The following is an 18,422-nucleotide window of genomic DNA, read 5'->3' as shown; positions in this document are numbered from 1 at the left end:
GGGAAGTAGCCAAAAGTAGCGAAAAATGGCCGTAGGTTGCCTAGGCAACGCCGAAATGCTTCAACCATTGCTCTTTTGACCAGCAGCCGGGGCGATGATGGCCACTCGGGCCCCATGCTACCCCAGCACGCCCTCTGGTACTTGGTGCAGAATCAGCCACACTAGCTCGCGTAGAATCTCGCCATCGTCCATCGACCCACTTTCTATGCCCTTGCTTTGGGCATCTGCCCTCCGGATAAGGTGAATGATGCCCACCACCCGCTCCACTGGGTACACGCGTAATGCTTGCTGGTACTCCTTTTGGGCAAAGCTGTTCATGATGCCCAGCTTTTTGAACTCGCCATCGGCGGGGTTGGGGCCCGCCTGGTGCAGCACCAGCAGCTTGCTGAAGAAGCCGAATAGCAAAGTCAGATTGGGGATAAGCGGGTTGGCCTTGGGGTTGGCCGCGAAGTAGCCCAGAATGCGGTTGGCCTTGAGCACGTCGCGCTGCACCAGGGCTTTTTGCAGCTCAAAAATGTTGTAGTCCTTGCTGATGCCTACAAGTTGCTGCACCAGTTCCTCGTCGATGGGCTGCCCGGGTTTGAGGTTCAGCACCAGCTTATCTACTTCATTGGCCAGCCGGCCAAGGTCGGCCCCGATGTACTCGGCCAGCATGGCCGTGGCCTGACCCGTGATTTGCTGGCCCCGGCTGCGGACGTTGGCCGTGAGCCACTGCGGCACCTGATTATCGTACAGCTTTTTGCTGGTCATGAGCACAGCCGGCGAGTCTTTGCCGCTCAGCAGCTTGCCCAGCTTCTTGCGGCTGTCCAGGGTCTTGTGCTTGTAACAAAATACCAGCACGGTGCTGGCTAGTGGGTTTTTCAGGTACGCTTCTAGAAAAGGCCAGCTTCGCTCCTGCTCTAAATCGGCTACGGACTGCGCTTCTTTCACAATCACCACCGAGCGTTCGGCCATCATGGGAAAGCGCTTGGCCTGGCCTAGTATGCCGACTACGTCCACGTCTTTGCCATACAGCACCACTTGGTTGAAGCTGCGCTCGTGCTCAGCCAGCGCATTTTTTTCAATCAAGTCGGCTATGGCATCTATATAATAGGGCTCCTCGCCCTGTAAGAAATACACGGGCTGAAACTGGCGCTGCTGCAGCTGCTTGAGAAGGGCGTCGGCTTCGAGTATCAAGAGAAGTAAAGCTGAATGAGTGAATGGGTGAACCAGCCCGTGGCCATATTCTCCCTGCTGGCAAATAGCAAAGGTAAAACCGCCTAGTACCTTTGGGGTCAAGTTTGGCGGCGCGAATCCTTTATTCCTTCGCTTGTTCTCTCACTCAGCCTTTCTCCCCTTGAACCTCATTGAAGAACTGACCTGGCGCAGCATGTACCACGACGCCATGCCCGGCACCGCCGAACACCTGGCCGCCAACGCCCCCATCACCGGCTACATCGGCTTCGACCCCACGGCGGCTTCGCTGCACATTGGCAACCTGGCCACCATAATGCTGCTGGTGCACCTGCAACGGGCTGGCCACCGCCCCGTGGCCTTGGTGGGCGGCGCCACGGGCATGATTGGCGACCCCAGCGGCAAATCGGCCGAGCGCAACCTGCTCGACGAAGTTACCCTGCGCCGCAATCAGGAAGGCATCCGGGCGCAGCTTGAGAAGTTCCTGGATTTTTCGGAAGGCCCCACCGGCGCACTGGTGGTCAACAACTACGACTGGTTTAAGGAGTTCGGCTTTTTGCAGTTTCTGCGCGAAGTAGGCAAGCACCTCACTGTAAACTACATGATGGCCAAAGACTCTGTAAAGCGCCGTATCAGCGGCAACGAAGACAGCGGCGCCGACGGCCTCAGTTACACTGAGTTTAGCTACCAGCTGCTGCAGGGCTACGACTTCGTGCACCTCAACAAAACCCTGGGCTGCACCCTGCAAATGGGCGCTTCCGACCAGTGGGGCAACATCACGACGGGCACTGAGCTCATTCGCCGCATCGCCAATGCCGAAGGCACCGAGGCCAAGGCCTATGCCCTTACCGGCCAGCTCATCACCAAGGCCGACGGCACGAAGTACGGCAAATCGGAAACAGGCACCGTTTGGCTCGACCCTGCCCTGACGTCGCCTTACCAGTTCTACCAGTTCTTCTTCAACGCCGCCGACGCCGACGCCCCGCGGCTTATCCGCGTGTTCACGCTGCTTGCCGAGCCCGAAATCCTGGCCTTGGAAGCCGAGCATGCTCAGGCACCGCACCTGCGCGTGCTGCAAAAAGCGCTGGCTCGCGACGTCACCACCCGCGTGCACTCCGCCGAAGCCACCGAAGCCGCCATTGCAGCCTCGGAAGTATTGTTTGGCAAAGGCGACCTCGCCGCCTTGCAAGCACTGGACGAAGCCACCCTGCTCGATGTGTTTGCCGGCGTGCCGCACATCCACGTCATGCGTTCTGAGATGGAAGCGCTCAACGCAGTTACCCTGCTGAGTGAGACCACCATGCACAAAATCTTTCCTTCGAAAGGCGAAGCCAAAAAGATGATTCAGGCCGGTGGAGTAAGCATCAACCGCGAGAAAGTGGCTTCACCTGAAGCCTCGGTTGCGGCCATGCCTTTGCTGGCCGGCAAGTACTTGGTGGCTCAAAAGGGGAAGAAAAACTATTTCCTGATTGAGTTAGAATAAATCGCAAGCTTTACTGAGCCAAAGCCAATTCTAGGTGGCACCATCAGAAATGAAAAAGGCCCCGCTGCATGCAGCGGGGCCTTTCTGTTGGCGCTAGCCAGGCCACAAGTTCCGTAGGCTTCGCAAAGCCTGCCGTACCAAGTGGCTTGGAATTACTTCTTCTTAGCAGCAGGAGCCTTTTTGGCAGCAGCGGGAGCAGCTTTCTTAGCAGCAGGCGCGGCTTTGGCAGCACCTGCAGCACCGGCGTTCTTGGTGTTCTGCACTTCGGTGCGGAACTCCTGGGCCATCGTCTTCAACTCCTGCATGCCTTTGCGCACGCGGGTGCCTGCAGCAGCATTCTGCTTGTCGTAAAATTTCGAAAAGTCGTCTTCGAGCGACATCACGAGGTCCTTCAGTTTGCCGAAATTGTTCATCGGAGGTTTGGGGTTTGGGGTGAAAAATGAATTGATGAGGGTGTTAAGCCGGCCCTAATATACAGGGATTTCAAATGCAAGCAAGTTTTCCACTTTTTTTCTAAAAGCCCCTCCCCTGCTTTTGGAGGGCGATTTTGCTTAAAAAAAGGCCCTTTTCACACTATTCATCTTTGCCCGCACTCTTAAAATAGTACCAAAACAAAAGCGCCGGCAGCCCTTGCGGACCGCCGGCGCTAAGTGCCTCTGCGGCGTTTTTAAGCAGTTTGGAAGGGGGCAGGCGTTTTATTGTAAAGGCCTTTTGCCAGCTTCTCGCCCATAGCCTCGAAGGCCACAATCGTTTCTTGCACGTCCTCCAGCGTGTGCATGGCAGTAGGTATCAGGCGCAGCATAATAACGCCCTTGGGAACCACCGGATACACCACAATAGAGCAGAAAATGCCGTGATTCTCACGTAAATCGAAGGTTAAGGCCGTTGCTTCCGACAGCTCCCCGTTCAGCAGCACCGGCGTCACCGGTGACTCAGTGGTGCCAAGGTTGAAGCCCTTTTCCTTCAAGCCGCCTTGCAGCGCCCGCACAATCGTCCAGAGCTTCTCGCGGTATTCAGGGTGGTTGCGAATCAGCTCCAGGCGCTTCAGGGCACCAATTACTAACGGCATGGGCAGCGATTTAGCAAAAATCTGGCTACGCATGTTGTATCGCAAATATTCAATCACACTTTCTTGTCCGGCCACGAACGCGCCGATGCTGGCCATGCTCTTGGCAAACGTGTAAAAAATTAGGTCTACGCCCTCTGTGCAGCCCAAATGTTCAGCCGTTCCGGCCCCGTTGGCACCCAGCGTGCCAAAACCATGAGCATCGTCAACGAAGAGGCGGAAGTCGTATTTTTTCTTTAGCTCTACGATTTCGCGCAGCTTGCCCAAGTTGCCCGACATGCCGAACATGCCCTCGGTAATTACCAGGATGCCGCCACCGGTTTCATCCGTCAGGCGCTTGGCGCGCTCCAGCTGCTTCTCCAGGTTTTCGATGTTGTTATGCGGAAACACAAACCGCTTGCCTTGGTGCAGGCGCACGCCGTCGATGATGCAGGCGTGCGACTCGGCGTCGTACACAATGGCATCGTGCCGGCTCACCAGCGCGTCGATGATGCTCACCACGCCCTGGTAGCCAAAGTTGAGCAGCAAGGCCCCGGGCTTCTGCACAAAGTCAGCCAACTCGCTTTCCAACTGCTCGTGCAGGGTCGAGTTGCCGCTCATGATGCGTGCGCCCATAGGGTAGGCCATGCCGTACTCCGAGGCCCCGTCGATGTCGGCTTGCCGCACCTCAGGATGGTTGGCCAATCCGAGGTAGTTATTCAGGCTCCAGGTCAAAACCTCCTTGCCGCGAAACTGCATGCGGGGATGAATTTGACCCTCCAGCTTTGGGAAAGCAAAATAACCGTGGGCGTAATGAGATTGCGAGCCCAAGGGGCCGCGGTTGGCCGAAATCCGGTCGAAAATATCCACTGAAAAGACGGGGAATAGGATGGTTGTAAAAGCAGAGTAGCGGCCATACGTTGCGCGAGTATCCCGCACACAGCATGCCTAATCACAAAGGTAGCCCCGGGCCGCCGTTGTACATAATTTGGGCTTAATAACGGCGTAATGCCCTCGATGTTTATCATAAGCCGTCAGTTTCCAACTTTCTTTGCGCGAGAGTTCCAGCTTTCCGTTAGAGAATCGCCTCCGCCAACTGCCTCCCACCCACTGCTCACTGCCTCTCCAACGGAAAGTTGGAGCCACCTTATGAAGAAAATTTCCAAGCTGCTCGTCGCCAACCGGGGCGAAATTGCCCTTCGTGTCCTTCGCTCTGCCAAAGAAATGGGCATTGCCACCGTGGCTATTTATTCCGAAGCCGACCGCAACGCCCTGCACGTGCGCTACGCCGATGAGGCGGTGTGCGTAGGCCCGCCTGCCTCGGCTCAGAGCTACCTGCGCGGCGATAAGATTCTGGAGGTTTGCAAAGAGCTAGGCGTTGATGCCATTCACCCCGGCTACGGCTTCCTATCGGAGAATGCTGGTTTTGCCCGCGCTGTCCGTGAGGCCGGCCTCATTTTCGTAGGCCCCTCGCCCGAGGCCATGGAGATTATGGGCGACAAGCTTTCGGCCAAGCAGGCCGTGAAAGCCTACAACATCCCGCTTGTGCCCGGCACCGACGAGGCCATTTCCGATGTAGCCGCTGCCAAGCAGATTGCCGAGGAAGTGGGCTTCCCCATTCTTATCAAGGCCTCGGCGGGCGGTGGTGGCAAGGGCATGCGCATCGTAAACAATGTCGGCGAGTTTGAGGAGCAGATGCAGCTGGCCATCAACGAGGCCATTTCGGCTTTTGGCGATGGCGCGGTGTTTATCGAGAAGTTCGTGACCGGACCCCGCCACATCGAAATCCAGGTGCTGGGCGACGAGCATGGTAACATCGTGCACCTGTTCGAGCGCGAATGCAGCATTCAGCGCCGCCACCAGAAAGTGATTGAAGAAGCGCCCTCTTCGGTGCTCACGCCCGAGCTACGCGCCCAGATGGGCCAGTGCGCCGTGGACGTGGCCCGGGCTTGCGACTACACCGGGGCCGGCACCGTGGAGTTTCTGCTTGATGATAAGCACAACTTCTACTTCCTGGAGATGAACACCCGCCTCCAGGTAGAGCACCCCGTCACGGAACAAATCACGGGCCTCGACTTGGTAAAGGAACAAATCAAAGTGGCCCAGGGCAAGCCCCTTGCCTTCGCTCAGGAAGACCTCACTATCACCGGCCACGCCCTGGAGCTGCGCGTGTACGCCGAAGACCCGCAAAACAACTTCCTGCCTGACATTGGTACCCTCAGCACCTACGTGCGCCCCCAGGGCCCCGGTGTGCGCGTCGACGACGGCTTCGAGCAGGGCATGGACATTCCAATTTACTACGACCCGATGATTGCCAAGCTGGTCACCTTTGGGGCTGACCGCGCCGAGGCCATTGCCCGCATGCTGCGTGCCATTGAGGAGTATAAAATCACGGGCATTGAAACCACGCTACCCTTTGGCACCTACGTGCTGACGCACCCCGCCTTTGTGAGCGGCAACTTCGACACCAACTTCATCCGCGACCATTTCACGCCTACGACCCTTGCTCCTGCCGCGCCCGATGCTGCTACAGCCAAGGTAGCGGCCGCACTCGGCGCCATGCTGTTCAGCGAGAAGAAACCTAAAGCGGCCGCGGCATCTGGCGAAACGCCTAACTCAGAGGTTTCGGGCTGGCGCCGGAACCGGCTGGGCGTGCGGTAGAGCTTATAGTTCGAAGCTGTTTAGAAATTTGTGAAAGGTCATGCTGAGCTTGTCGAAGCATCTCTACCGCAGCAGTAATTCATTTACTATTGCGGTAGAGATGCTTCGACAAGCTCAGCATGAATGTTTAAATGAATCCCCTAAACCCTAAACAGCATCTACACTTGTCTTTGCAACAAGAATAAATATTGGGGATACTATTTTGATGCGCCAAACGCACTCCCGTAACCGCAGTTAAATAATTATCGCCGAGACTTACATAATTCGTCGCTTTCCCAACGCTGCATTATTGGAGAGAGCTACCCCTTACACCTGCTTTAAAGCGGTTTATCTCTCAACGCAGGCAGTTTAAGCAGTTTTGATAGCAACTACTCTTCCCTTTGCAGCTGGGTGCGAGGGCTCGACTTGATTCTGAATGGCGCAAACTTAACGGGTTGATATCCCGTTCAGTTTTGCACCTATGTACCAACTCTCCTCCCTTATACGACGCCTGACGGCGGTGACTTTTCTGGTCACCTACCTGAGTGTGTTTGCCGGACAGGCGTTTTGCACCAGCTCGGCTGACCCGTGGGCCAAGGATGGCGTTGCCGCCTGCTGCGTGGGCAAGCCCTGTGCGAGCGCGGGCAAATCGGCAGTTGAAACCCGAAACACCAAGGCGCCGAAAGGGCTCGACTGCAACAAGCGGGGCATCGCGCGCCTGCTGGCCGAGCAAGCGTCTCCGCAGGGGCACTTCATGGGAATACATGCGCCGGCCGTGCTACCAGAACCAGCGTTTACACTAGTTATCCCGCGCTTTACCAACTGGCCCCTGACGCAGAAAGTGGCCCTGGAGCCCACCCGGTACCTCAAGCCTAAAATCCCCGACATCCGGATTTACATACGGTCCCTCACTGTCTAATTGCTGATTTTACGCCACGGCCCTGCCCGGTATAGCGCTGCTGTACCCGGCAGGGCCGTGGCGTATGCGTATTTAAGCCAGTTGGCGCAGGTTTAACATTGGCTATACCCAGCTTAAGTGCTAGACAGGCTTCTGCTGACTCTCTTAGCTGCCGGCTTTCCGGGTCTCTCATCAGTCAACTGCCAATAGTTTTTCAGCCAAATTTCATCAACCTCTTTTTTCATTTTTTAACTTCAAAAGCCATGCGTACCAACCTCTTATTCCTGACCCTGAGCATTGCCGCTACCACGCTACTGAGCAGCTGCGACAACAAAGCCACCACCACGGAAACATCCACCACTACGGCCACAGAGCCGCAAGCTGGCAGCACCCCGACCAACGCTGGCACGCCGGCATCCGACGTGGCCACTGCCTCTTACACCTGCGAGATGCACCCTGAAGTGGTGAGCGACAAACCCGGCGACTGCCCCAAATGCGGCATGACACTCACGAAAAAATAGCTTGTTCCCCGGGCGGCGCGGGACAGGCTCCTTCGCCGCACCTAGCTTTTGCCTGATTTCCTTACGCTTTATGGTTAACCATCTCATTTCGCTGGCCCTGCGCAACCGCGTGCTCGTGCTGCTGCTCGCCGCCGGTCTGTTTGGCTGGGGCGTGTACTCGCTGCGCCGCAACCCGATTGACGCAATTCCGGACTTGTCGGAAAACCAGGTTATCGTGTTCACGGAGTGGAGCGGCCGCAGCCCCCAGGTGATAGAAGACCAAGTGACTTATCCGCTGGTGTCGAACCTGCAGGGCGTGCCCAAGGTCAAGAATATCCGCGGCACCTCCATGTTTGGGATGAGCTTCGTGTACCTGCTGTTTGAAGACGACGTGGACTTGTACTGGGCCCGCTCGCGGGTGCTCGAACGCCTCAACTACGCGCAGCGACTGATGCCGCCCCAGGTAACGCCCACCCTGGGCCCCGATGGCACCGGCGTGGGCCACGTGCTCTGGTACACCCTCGACGCCAAGGACATGGACCTGGGCGAGCAGCGGGCCCTACAGGACTGGTACGTGAAATTTGCGCTGCAAACGGTGCCGGGCGTGAGCGAAGTGGCTTCCTTCGGGGGCTTCGAGAAGCAATATCAGATTAACCTGGACCCCACCAAGCTTAACTACTACCGGATTCCGCTACAGGAAGTACTGCGGGCGGTACGGGCCAATAACAACGACGTGGGCGGGCGTAAGTTCGAGCTCAGCGACATGGGCTACATCGTGCGCGGGCTGGGCTACATCCGCAATATTCAGGACGTTGAAAACATGCCCGTGGGCACTTTTCAGTCGGTGCCGGTGCGCGTGAAGGACGTAGCCACCGTGCAGATGGGCGGCGACCTTCGCCTGGGCATATTCGACGTGGACGGGCAGGGCGAGGCGGTGGGCGGCATCGTGGTGATGCGCTACGGCGAGAATGCCAACCAGGTGATTCAGGCGGTGAAAGCCAAGATGACTGAAGTGCAGAAAGGTCTGCCGCCGGGCGTGAAGTTCAGCCTGGCCTATGACCGCAGCACCCTGATTGAGAAGGCCATTGCCTCCATCCAGGGCACGCTCATCGAAGAGATGGTGGTAGTGTCCATCATCGTCCTGATTTTCCTGTTCCACTGGCGCAGCGCCCTGATTATTCTGGTTCAGATGCCGCTTTCCATTGCCATTGCCTTCATTCTGCTCGAAGCCTTTCACGTTTCCTCCAACATCATGTCGCTCACCGGCATTGCCCTGGCAATCGGCGTGATTGTGGACGACGGCATTGTGGTGGTCGAAAATGCCTACCGCCACCTAGCCGAAGCACAGGCCGCCGAAGCGGCCGGCCTGCCGCCGGGCGCCGGAACCGAAGCAGCGTCTTTACCTGCGCCCGCCCCGGCGCCCACTTCCCGCCCCACCGCATGACCGCTGCCGAACGCAACCGCATTATCGAGAAGGCCTGCAAGCAGGTCGGCACCGGGGTGTTCTACTCCTCGGTCATTGTCATCGTGTCCTTTCTGCCGGTATTTCTGCTCACCGGGCAAGAGGGGAAGCTGTTCTCGCCACTGGCCTGGACCAAGACCTTTATTCTACTGGTCGATGCCTTTGTGGCCATCACCGTGGGGCCAGTGCTCATCAGTTTTTTGCTGAAAGGCAAGCTCAAGCCGGAAAGCAGCAACCCGCTGGGCCGCTTTCTGGAGCGCCTCTATACACCCCTTCTGAGCTGGTGCCTGCGCTGGCGCAAAACCACGCTGGGCATCAACATTCTGGCCCTGCTGGTCACCATTCCCATGCTGCTGAGTCTGGGCACGGAGTTTATGCCGCCGCTGGACGAGGGCAGCATCCTTTTTATGCCCGTGACGCTACCCGACGTGTCGAACACCGAAGTCAAGCGCATTCTGCAGGTGCAGGACCGCATTATTAAGGCCACGCCGGAGGTGGCGCATGTGCTGGGCAAGGCCGGCCGGGCCAGCACTGCCACCGACAACTCGCCCATCTCGATGATAGAAACCATCATCCTGCTCAAGCCCCGAGAGCAGTGGCGGGCCGGCATGACCAAGGCCCGCATCGTGGACGAGCTCAACGGCAAGCTGCAGATTCCGGGCGTGGTCAACGGCTGGACCCAGCCCATCATCAACCGCATCAACATGCTGAGCACCGGCATCCGCACCGACGTGGGCGTGAAGGTGTACGGTCAAAACCTGGACTCCATCTATCGGCTGGCCACCCTCATTCGGCAGCAGCTCGACGGCGTGCCCGGCGTGAAGGACCTGTACGTGGAGCCCATCACCGGCGGCAAGTACCTCGACATTCGCATCCGCAAGGATGAAATCGGCCGCTACGGCCTTAGCATCGACGACGTTAACATGCTGGTGGAGTCGACCCTGGGCGGCATGCCGCTCACCACCACCATTGAGGGCCGGCAGCGCTTTAGTGTGAACGCGCGCTTTGCCCAGGACTTTCGCAGCTCGCTGCCCGCCATCCGCCGCCTGCAAGTGCAAACGCCCAACTCGGGTCCCATTCCCCTTTCGGCCGTGGCCGACATTGAGGTGGCGGAAGGCCCGCCGATGATAAACTCTGAAAATGCCCTGCTGCGCGGCACGGTGCTTTTTAACGTACGCGACCGGGACCTGGGCGGCACGGTGCAGGAAGCCAAGCAAAAGCTGGAAAGTATGCTTAGCCAGATGCCCAAGGGCTATTTCCTGGATTGGAGCGGGCAGTATGAAAATCAAATCCGGGCCAACCAGACCCTGAAGCTCATCATTCCCATCGTCATCCTCATCATTTTCGGGGTGCTCTACTTTACGTTCGGCTCGCTGAAGGAGGCGTTTTTCAACATCGTTACCATCCCCTTTGCGCTCATCGGCGGGGTATTCATTGTGTATTTCTACGGCATCAACCTGTCGGTAGCCGTGGCGGTGGGCTTCATTGCCCTGTTTGGGCTGGCGGTGGAAACCAGCATTCTGATGGTCATTTACCTCAACGAGGCCATGCAGAAGCTGGTATCCGAAAAAGGCAACTCGCGCGACACCCTCACCAACGCCGACATCCGGGCCGCGGTGATGGAAGGCGCTGCCAAACGCCTGCGGCCCAAGATTATGACCGTATCGGTATCGCTGTTCGGGCTGGTGCCTGTGCTATGGGCTTCGGGCGTGGGGGCCGATGTGATGCTGCCCATTGTGCTGCCGCTTATTGGGGGCGTGTTTACGTCCTCGGTGCACATTCTGCTAGTAACGCCGGTGGTGTTTGAGATGACCAAGGAGTACGAGCTGCGCAAACACGGGCGGCTGGAAGTTCCGGCAATAAATCATTAAGCCATGAAAATCAACTTCTTGTTTTTAGGGTTGCTGCTCGCGCTGCCGCAGCTAGGAGCTGCCCAGGGCTGGCCGCGCCTGTCGCTGGACTCGGTGCTGCGCCGCGTGGAGCGCGACAACCCGCGCCTGCGCCAGTACGACGCGCAAATCAAGGCCGCCGAGGCTTACGCGAAAGGTGCCCGAACCTGGGCCCCGCCCCGCGTGGGCGCCGGCACTTTCATGATGCCCTACGCGCCCGCCCGCCGGGGCGAACCCATGGACAACGCCATGGGCCGCGGCTCGGTGATGGTGTCGGTGGAGCAGATGATACCGAGCCCGGCCCGGCAGCGGGTCACGGAGCGCTACCTGCAAAGCCGGACCGGCGTGGAGCAGGAAAGCCGCGCCTACGAGCGCAACCAGCTCTTGGCCGAAGTCCGCCAGAACTACTTCGCCTGGCTGCTGCTGAAGCGCAAAGAGCGGGTACTCGACGGCACCGAAGAGCTGCTGCGCTTCATCATCCGCTCGATAGAGCTACGCTATAAGTACGGCGGCGAGAAGCTCAGCGACGCCTTCCGGGCCAAGGCCGAGCTGCAGCGCCACCACGCCGAAGTGCTGGAGGTGCAGGGCCAGATGGAGGAAAAGCGCATGGCCCTGAACACCCTCATGAACCGACACCCCGGCGAAATATTTGAGATTGACACTACCTACTCGCGGCCCGACTACAGCGACGCGCCCGACACCGCCACCCTGGCCCGGTCGCGCAGCGACATCCGCCGCCTCGACCGCACCCTGGCCCGCACCCGCCTGCAGCAGGAGCTGGAGCTGACAAGCAGCCGGCCTGAGTTCGGGGTGCAGTACCAGCACATGAACACACTGGGCCGCAACACCCCCAACCAGTACACGCTCATGGGCATGGTTTCAGTGCCCATTGTGCCGTGGGCAGCGCGGGGCTACCAGGCCAACGTGGCCGGCCTGAGCTTGGAAGCGCAGGCCCTGCGCGCGCAGCGAAATGCCCTAGTGGCCCAGGCCAAAGGGCGGGCCTCCGGTTTGCTGGCCCGCCTGCAGTCCAAAGCAGCTCAGGTTGAGTTGTATGAGAAGAACATCATTCCGGCAGTGCTCAAAAGCTACCGCGCTTCCCTGCTGGCCTACGAGCAGAACACCGAGCAGATGCCGGCCGTGCTGCAGGCCTGGGAAAGCCTGCGGGCCGTGCGCCTGGAAGCCATTAACCAGGAAATGGAGCTGGTTCAACTGCAAACAGACTATGAGCGTGAACTGGAACAATAGCCTCACCGCCCGGGCTCAGTGGCTTGTCATTGCGCTACTGGCCGGCGCACTGCTGGGCGGCTGTGCCGAGCAAAAGGGCGCCGACGAAGCGGCCGGAACCTCCGCCGCCACCGACGTCTACACCTGCCCCATGCACCCGGAAATCATCCGCAATGAGCCCGGAAAGTGCCCGGTCTGTGGCATGCACCTGGTCAAGAAAGCTGGCAGTCCGCCCGCCAGTCCGGCCTCGGCAAGCACGCGCGCTACCGGCCCCAACGACTCGGCTCGGGTACCATCGCCCAATGAGCAGGTGCTTTCCCGGGTGCGCCTCATCCGGCCGGTGCGCGCCGCCGAGGCCGCCGCCATCACCGCCCCCGGAGCTATAACCTACGACCCGCGCCGCATTGAAAACATCGCCGCCCGTTTCGCCGGCCGAATTGAGCGTCTGTATGTGAGCTACTCGTTCCAGCCCGTGCGCCGCGGCCAGAAGCTCTATGACATTTACAGCCCCGAACTGGTGACCGAGCAGCAAAACCTGCTGTTCCTGTTGCAAACCAACGACCCCGACGACCATGCCCTGCTGCAGGCCTCCCGCCAGAAACTGCGCCTCCTGGGCCTCTCGGCCGCGCAGGTTCGGGCCGTGGAGCAGCGCAGGCGTCCGCAGTTGAGCATAAGCGTGTATAGCCCCGTGAGCGGCTACGTCATGGAGCCAGCAGCACAACCGAACAGTTCCGGGGCGGCCAGCTCAATGATTGCCGCGCCAATGCCCGGCCCTTCATCAACCGGCGCCGCGCTGGAGCAAACCGCGCCGCTGGCCATCCGCGAAGGCCAGTATGTGGAACGCGGCCAGCGCGTGTTTCAGGTGGTGAACACCGACCAGGTTTGGGCCCGCTTGCAGGTGTACGCCGCCGATGTGGCCGCCGTGCAGCGGGGCCAGCCCGTGGAAATCACCCTCAACGACCAACCCGACGCCCCCCCGCGGCGCGCCACCATCGCCTTGCTGGAACCCGTGCTGGCCGGCGATGCCGCCACGGTTACTGCGCGGGTGTATTTGCCCAACCCCGGTGGCCAGCTTAAGATTGGCCAGCTGGTTACGGCCCGCATCAGCCTGCCCGCCGCGGCGGGCTTATGGGTACCGGCCACGGCGGTGGTGGAGCTGGGCACGCGTCAGGTGGTGTTTCGCCAACAGGCCCGCAGCTCCCGGCTGCTGGCGGTGCCCGTCGTCACCGGGGCCCGCAGCGGCACACAGGTGCAGGTGGTGCAGGGCCTCAATGCCAACGACCAGATTACCGAAAACGCTCAGTACCTCGTCGACAGTGAATCCTTCATTAAGCCCGTCGCTCATGCTCAGCAATAAAAGAAAGGTTGGCTTGCTGTTTCTGCTCCTGACCACTAGCCTGACAAACTGCGGACGTCAGGACGACCACGCCGAACCCTCCGCTACGCCAACCGATGCCACGGCCACATCGGCCACGGCTGCGCTGGGCAGCTATTACACCTGCTCCATGCACCCCGAGGTGCACCAGGACCACCCCGGCAACTGCCCCATCTGCGGCATGACCCTCACCAAGACCACGCCGCCAGCGATGCAGCCAGCCGGCAGCACCACCCGCGTCCTCAACCTAAGTGAGGAGCAAATTCGCCTGGGCAACATCCAGGTAGCCACCGTTGGCCCAGCCGATGCGAGCGGCCCGCCCAGCCAATCACCCACCGCTACTGGCCTGCGCCTGACGGGCCGGGTAGTCCTCAACCCCGAAAACCTGGTGCAGGTAAGTGCCCGCGTGCCCGGCCGCATCGAGCGCCTCTACGTGCGCGCCGCCGGCGAAGCCGTGCGGGCCGGGGCGCCTCTCTATGCCATCTACAGCGAGGAGCTGCTCAAAGCCCAGCAGGAGTTCCTGCTGGCCCGCACCCAGCAGCGCGAGCTGGCCGGCAATGGCATTGACTACGCCCCGCTGGCTGAGGCTGCCCGCACCCGGCTGCGCCTCTGGGGCATGACGCCCGCGCAGCTGAATGCCCTGGCGCGCTCGGGCAAGGTACTCAACCCCCTGCCCTATTATAGCCCCAGCGCCGGCGTGGTGCAGGAGCTCAACCTTCGCGAAGGCGACTATTTGAGCGAAGGCATGGCGGTGATGAAGCTCGCCGACCTGCGCTCTGTTTGGGTAGAAGCCCAACTCTACGCCACCGACCAGCCCCTGCGCGCCGGCCAGCCCGTGCAGGTTTCTTTCCCCGCTTACCCGGGCCAGCACGTGAGCGGGCGCGTAAGTTTCATCAGCCCGGAGCTGGCCGGCGACAGCAAAGTAACCCTGGTGCGCGTGCAAATTCCCAACCCCAACCAGCAGTACACGCCCGGCCTGCAGGCGTTTGTGGAAACGGTGGCCGCGCTGGCAGCACCAGCCAATCAAGCCTCAGTAGCCAGCAGCCTGCGAGTGCCCGTCGATGCCGTGCTGCAGGGGGCAAACGGCAATACCCTGTGGGTCCACAACCCCGACGGTGGCTTCGAAATGCGCATGGTTCAAATCGGCCGGCAAACCAGCGAACAGGTTGAAATCATCTCCAATCTGAAAGCCGGCGAGCAAGTGGTGGTCAACGGGGCTTACCTGCTGAACAGCGAATACATTTTGCAAAAAGGCGCCTCTTCCATGGCCGGCATGGAAGGAATGAAGATGTAAGCATTACGCAGTCGCGAAGGCTGGGTGCCGCCTTTCCTCACGCGCTTTGCCTTACCGCCCTTTATTGCTCCACACCAGGATGGTGCAGCCGGTGGGGCTGGTGGCGTTGTGCTCGGTGCCGATGGGATAATACAGAAATGAGCCCGGCCCAAACGCTTTTCCCTGCTCTACACCGGGGTCTACATACGTCCCCTCCACAACAAACACTTCATCCGGAACCGAATGCGCGTGGACGGGATAGCCCTTGCCCGGTGCAATGCGCAGCAGCACGCGGCTTTCGCCGCTCTCGGCCCGCAGCACCTTTTTCTCGACTCCATCAAACACAGACTCCCATTTCCCTTCCTCGCCATCGGCATAAATCACACTTGACATACTATTGCTTGTTGAGTTTATAAAAACGAAACACTGCTTTAGAAGAGCTTCTCCAACACCACGATGCTGCTATTCTGCCGGCTCTTCCTTAATCCGGGGGTCAAACGCAAAATCCTCCCAGCCCACGATACGAATTTGCCCAAAGTCCGGGTGGCGGGTATTGAGCACGTAGTTGTGCTCGTGGGCAATGATGGACGAGGGTACCCGCAGCACGGCCGCGGTCTGGCGCTGGTACCACGTGGCGCCCAAGGGCTGGCAGCGGGCGTAGTGGCGCGGCAACTGCCACTCGGCCGGCATTTGGTCCAGGGTTAATTCCTCAACAGCTAAGGCGTCGGGAATTTCAATGCGGATAACTTTGAAGAGGCTGTTTAGCCCCTCGCCGCTGCGGTGCACCACGTTTTCGAGGCAGGCTAGGGCGCGGCTGCCGGCAGCATAAATAACCAGTTGGCCGCGCAGGTTCCAGCGGCCCGGGTTGCCGGAGGCCACCAGTTCGCCAGCGTACTTCGCGAGGCAAATACGATAGATTTCCACGCTCGCAGCCTAGGCGAAGTCGCCGTGGGCGATGCGGTCTACTTCGTCGGCCACCAGGTCGATGCCGCCGCTGGTTTCAAGCAGCGCTAGCGGTGGCTGGTTGTCGAGGCCATAAGCAGGCTTGTCGAGCCAGCGCCGGAAGGCTAGCACCGAACCAAACACTTCTTCGCCCTGACGGGCCAGCGCCAGCAGCTTCAGCACCTGCTCGCTGGCGGCCGGCGCCAGGCGCTTCTTGCCTTCGCGGTAGGTACGCAGGGTTTTGGTGGTGGTGTGCAGCAAATTGGCCAGCTCATCGGCGGTCAGCTGCAGCAGGGCGGCTACGTCGAAGGCGGTTTTGGCCAGCACCCCGGTGCGCGCGTGCATCACCAGCGCGAAGGAATCGGCCACGGTTGCTTGCAGCCCAAGCAGGGCGGGTGAATAAACGGCGGAAGGATGGGCGGCAGCAGTCATGAGTACGGGCGAAGAATACATTCCCAAAGATGGGAATATTTTCCATAACAACGGGAAAAACTTCCGCTTTGTTTTGGACTCTGGTCCCTAACCTACTGCCATGCTGGACTTGCAAGGCATGAGAGCAAGGGTGTCCTGCTTAAAGCAACTCCGTCACTTCGCGCACGCCCACTGGCCGGTGCACCGTGAAGCCTTCGCCAAACTCCACCCCTATCATGTGGCCGAACTCCCGAGCGCGGGCCTCCATAAACTTAGAAAACTCCTCACTTGATAAGTAAGTAGCCGGGCCATCACTGTTTGGGTTAAAGAACTGGGTGCCGTAGGCTTGGATGCTGGCCCACTTGGTTTCCCAGTGCGCCGAGATATCAACCACAAACGCCGGCACGATGGCGCGGTCCTGAATGTAGTGATAGACATTTTTGGGCCGCCAGGGTGCTTGCGGCAGGCCGTCGTCGCCCAGCGTCTCAATCATGCGCAGGCCCGCCAGAAAGCAAGCATCCGTAGCCAGTTGAGCAGCCCGCCCATGGTCGGGGTGCCGGTCATGAATGGCGTTGCAGAGCACCACTTCGGGCTGGTAGCGACGGATGGCGGCAATAAGCGGCAGCTGATGCTCCCGGTCGTTGCGGAAAAAGCCATCGGGCAAGCCCAGGTTTTCGCGGGCGCTCAACCCCAGCACCTTACTCGCCGCTGCGGCTTCGGACGCCCGAATTGTCGGGGTTCCCCGGGTACCTAATTCACCGCGTGTGAAATCAACAACACCAATCTTTTTGCCGGCAGCTGCCGAAGCCGCCAGCGTGCCAGAGCACGACATTTCCACGTCGTCGGGGTGAGCACCCAGGGCCAGTATATCGAGTTTTGTCACTGATTAAAACGGTTGCGAGTTACACACTGTGTAACTCGAAGAAAACAGAAGAAAACAATAGTGCAGTCCTAAGGCCTACTTAACCCGAAGCTTACGCCCGGGCTGCAAGGTCTTGACACCCGGATTCAGCTTTTTCAGGGTGCTGAGGCCAACGCCATACTTCTCGGCCACTTCCGAAAGTGTGTCACCCGACCGCACTTTGTGCGTCACCACCTGCCGGGCCTTGGAAGGCCGGCTACCGCCCCCTCCTCCGCTGCTGCGGTGGTGCAGGGCCCGGCTGTAGTAGTTAAACAGCTCCGACGTAATTGTAAAATTGTCCCTGCGCAGCTTGTAGTCTGGAAAATCGTACACCAGCGCTGGGTTGATGGGGTTGCCCTGGTAGCGTACTTCAAAGTGCAGGTGCGAGCCCGTGCTACGCCCCGTGCTGCCGCCGTAGCCGATGAGTTGGCCGGCTTTCACGAACGTGCCCACGGGCACCAGCGCCTTGCTCATGTGGCCATAAATGGTCTCCAGTCCGTTGTAATGGCGCACCAGAATATAGTTGCCATAGCCGCCACCGTCCCAGGCGTTGATACGCACCACACCGTCGAACACGGTTTTCACCGAGTCGCCGGTCTCCAGGTCCAGGTCCATGCCGTAGTGCCAGCGGTAGCCCCGAAAAGCAAAGCCCGAGGTGATGGGCGTGCTCACCAGCGGCATGCTGGCGAGGCGCTGCCGGGGCGGGTCGGTTAGTTTCAGTTTGAGCGAGTCTCGGTAGCTCCGGCCATCCACCCGGTAAGGGTTCACGCTGCGCGTATCCCAAATAGAGTAATAACCCGCCACTTTGACCCACGACGAGTCGATGAGTACTTCCTCCGACATTTCCACAATTTCCTGTCCGCCCAGGTTAAGCTTGGAGGTGTCCTCGCTGACGATGCTAAGCTTCTTGGCCGGGTTGAAGTAGATGGATTTTGCGGCGTCGGAGTTATCGTCGGGCAGCTCCTCAGTTTCAATAACTGTGGTGGTGTCGGGCCGCACATAGCGCATCTTCGGCGTTCTGATACGGAAGAAGTCGGAGTTGCCGCCGGTGCTACCGGCCTGGGCTTTGGTGCGCGGCGTCGGCTTGCGGCGTTGCGCCTGGGTCGGGTTCAGCCCCGTCAGCAGTAGGAGCAGCGTCAGCAGCATCCATATCGGACGCCAGTAAGTTGTTTTTAGAAAAGTCAAAGGCAAGTAGAAAAAAGCCAC

The 18,422-nt window shown here is 59.6% G+C and carries 16 protein-coding genes and 1 pseudogene; 9 read left to right on the top strand and 8 right to left on the bottom strand.

From position 1 onward, the window contains the following. Positions 1-117: 117 nt before the first annotated feature. On the bottom strand, positions 118-1,176 hold the full coding sequence (gene holA / locus ACP7AJ_RS05390) for a DNA polymerase III subunit delta (RefSeq protein WP_426059168.1): 1,059 nt from the start codon (positions 1,174-1,176) through the stop codon (positions 118-120). Positions 1,177-1,336: 160 nt separating this feature from the next. Between holA and tyrS the strand changes: the two genes are divergently transcribed. After that, positions 1,337-2,656 carry a tyrosine--tRNA ligase gene (tyrS, locus tag ACP7AJ_RS05385; protein WP_426059167.1) on the top strand — a complete coding sequence of 440 codons (1,320 nt, stop codon included), beginning with the start codon at positions 1,337-1,339 and terminating at the stop codon, positions 2,654-2,656. Between the two features lie 242 nt (positions 2,657-2,898). On the opposite strand, the pseudogene ACP7AJ_RS05380 reads toward tyrS, so the two are convergent. Together ACP7AJ_RS05380 and ACP7AJ_RS05375 are read right to left on the bottom strand one after the other, a co-directional pair. Beyond that, positions 2,899-3,069 (bottom strand): annotated as a pseudogene (locus ACP7AJ_RS05380) (histone H1); the annotation flags it as partial. A gap of 254 nt (positions 3,070-3,323) precedes the next feature. Then, complete coding sequence (locus ACP7AJ_RS05375) at positions 3,324-4,571, bottom strand: aminotransferase class I/II-fold pyridoxal phosphate-dependent enzyme (RefSeq protein ID WP_426059456.1); 1,248 nt, start codon at positions 4,569-4,571, stop codon at positions 3,324-3,326. A 279-nt stretch (positions 4,572-4,850) separates the two neighbouring features. Here ACP7AJ_RS05375 and accC point away from each other — a divergent pair, with 279 nt between their 5' ends. From accC to ACP7AJ_RS05335, 8 genes are all read left to right on the top strand, one after another. Further along, entirely contained in the window at positions 4,851-6,362 is a 1,512-nt protein-coding gene (gene accC, locus ACP7AJ_RS05370; RefSeq protein ID WP_426059166.1) for an acetyl-CoA carboxylase biotin carboxylase subunit, read from the top strand. Positions 6,363-6,822: 460 nt separating this feature from the next. Beyond that, a complete protein-coding gene (locus ACP7AJ_RS05365; RefSeq protein ID WP_426059165.1) occupies positions 6,823-7,260 on the top strand; it encodes a hypothetical protein in 438 nt (145 codons plus the stop codon). Positions 7,261-7,502: 242 nt separating this feature from the next. After that, complete coding sequence (locus tag ACP7AJ_RS05360; protein WP_426059164.1) at positions 7,503-7,760, top strand: heavy metal-binding domain-containing protein; 258 nt, start codon at positions 7,503-7,505, stop codon at positions 7,758-7,760. Positions 7,761-7,830: 70 nt separating this feature from the next. After that, on the top strand, positions 7,831-9,183 hold the full coding sequence (locus tag ACP7AJ_RS05355) for an efflux RND transporter permease subunit (RefSeq protein WP_426059163.1): 1,353 nt from the start codon (positions 7,831-7,833) through the stop codon (positions 9,181-9,183). Next, the gene (locus tag ACP7AJ_RS05350) at positions 9,180-11,072 is read left to right on the top strand and encodes an efflux RND transporter permease subunit (protein ID WP_426059162.1); all 1,893 of its coding nucleotides are present in this window, start codon (positions 9,180-9,182) and stop codon (positions 11,070-11,072) included. The genes ACP7AJ_RS05355 and ACP7AJ_RS05350 overlap by 4 nt, the downstream gene beginning before the upstream one ends. 3 nt (positions 11,073-11,075) lie before the next feature. Beyond that, entirely contained in the window at positions 11,076-12,335 is a 1,260-nt protein-coding gene (locus ACP7AJ_RS05345; protein ID WP_426059161.1) for a TolC family protein, read from the top strand. Next, positions 12,313-13,671 carry an efflux RND transporter periplasmic adaptor subunit gene (locus ACP7AJ_RS05340; protein ID WP_426059160.1) on the top strand — a complete coding sequence of 453 codons (1,359 nt, stop codon included), beginning with the start codon at positions 12,313-12,315 and terminating at the stop codon, positions 13,669-13,671. The genes ACP7AJ_RS05345 and ACP7AJ_RS05340 overlap by 23 nt, the downstream gene beginning before the upstream one ends. Further along, positions 13,658-14,983 carry an efflux RND transporter periplasmic adaptor subunit gene (locus ACP7AJ_RS05335; protein ID WP_426059159.1) on the top strand — a complete coding sequence of 442 codons (1,326 nt, stop codon included), beginning with the start codon at positions 13,658-13,660 and terminating at the stop codon, positions 14,981-14,983. The genes ACP7AJ_RS05340 and ACP7AJ_RS05335 overlap by 14 nt, the downstream gene beginning before the upstream one ends. A gap of 51 nt (positions 14,984-15,034) precedes the next feature. On the opposite strand, the gene ACP7AJ_RS05330 is transcribed toward ACP7AJ_RS05335, so the two are convergent. The 5 genes from ACP7AJ_RS05330 to ACP7AJ_RS05310 all read right to left on the bottom strand — a co-directional run bounded on the left by ACP7AJ_RS05330 (position 15,035) and on the right by ACP7AJ_RS05310 (position 18,401). Beyond that, entirely contained in the window at positions 15,035-15,355 is a 321-nt protein-coding gene (locus tag ACP7AJ_RS05330; RefSeq protein WP_426059158.1) for a cupin domain-containing protein, read from the bottom strand. 69 nt (positions 15,356-15,424) lie between these two features. Then, entirely contained in the window at positions 15,425-15,886 is a 462-nt protein-coding gene (locus ACP7AJ_RS05325) for an RES family NAD+ phosphorylase (RefSeq protein WP_426059157.1), read from the bottom strand. Between the two features lie 9 nt (positions 15,887-15,895). Further along, positions 15,896-16,336, bottom strand: coding sequence for a type II RES/Xre toxin-antitoxin system antitoxin (parS, locus tag ACP7AJ_RS05320; protein ID WP_426059156.1), 441 nt, complete (start codon positions 16,334-16,336; stop codon positions 15,896-15,898). 139 nt (positions 16,337-16,475) lie between these two features. Continuing rightward, entirely contained in the window at positions 16,476-17,198 is a 723-nt protein-coding gene (gene bshB1 / locus ACP7AJ_RS05315; protein ID WP_426059155.1) for a bacillithiol biosynthesis deacetylase BshB1, read from the bottom strand. Between the two features lie 75 nt (positions 17,199-17,273). Beyond that, the gene (locus ACP7AJ_RS05310) at positions 17,274-18,401 is read right to left on the bottom strand and encodes a peptidoglycan DD-metalloendopeptidase family protein (RefSeq protein WP_426059154.1); all 1,128 of its coding nucleotides are present in this window, start codon (positions 18,399-18,401) and stop codon (positions 17,274-17,276) included. Positions 18,402-18,422 lie beyond the last annotated feature (21 nt).

Source organism: Hymenobacter sp. B1770, from assembly GCF_049896385.1.
Classification (GTDB): Bacteria; Bacteroidota; Bacteroidia; order Cytophagales; family Hymenobacteraceae; genus Hymenobacter.
Note: the sequence above shows the minus strand (reverse complement) of the source record. Positions and strands in the feature narration are given on the sequence as shown.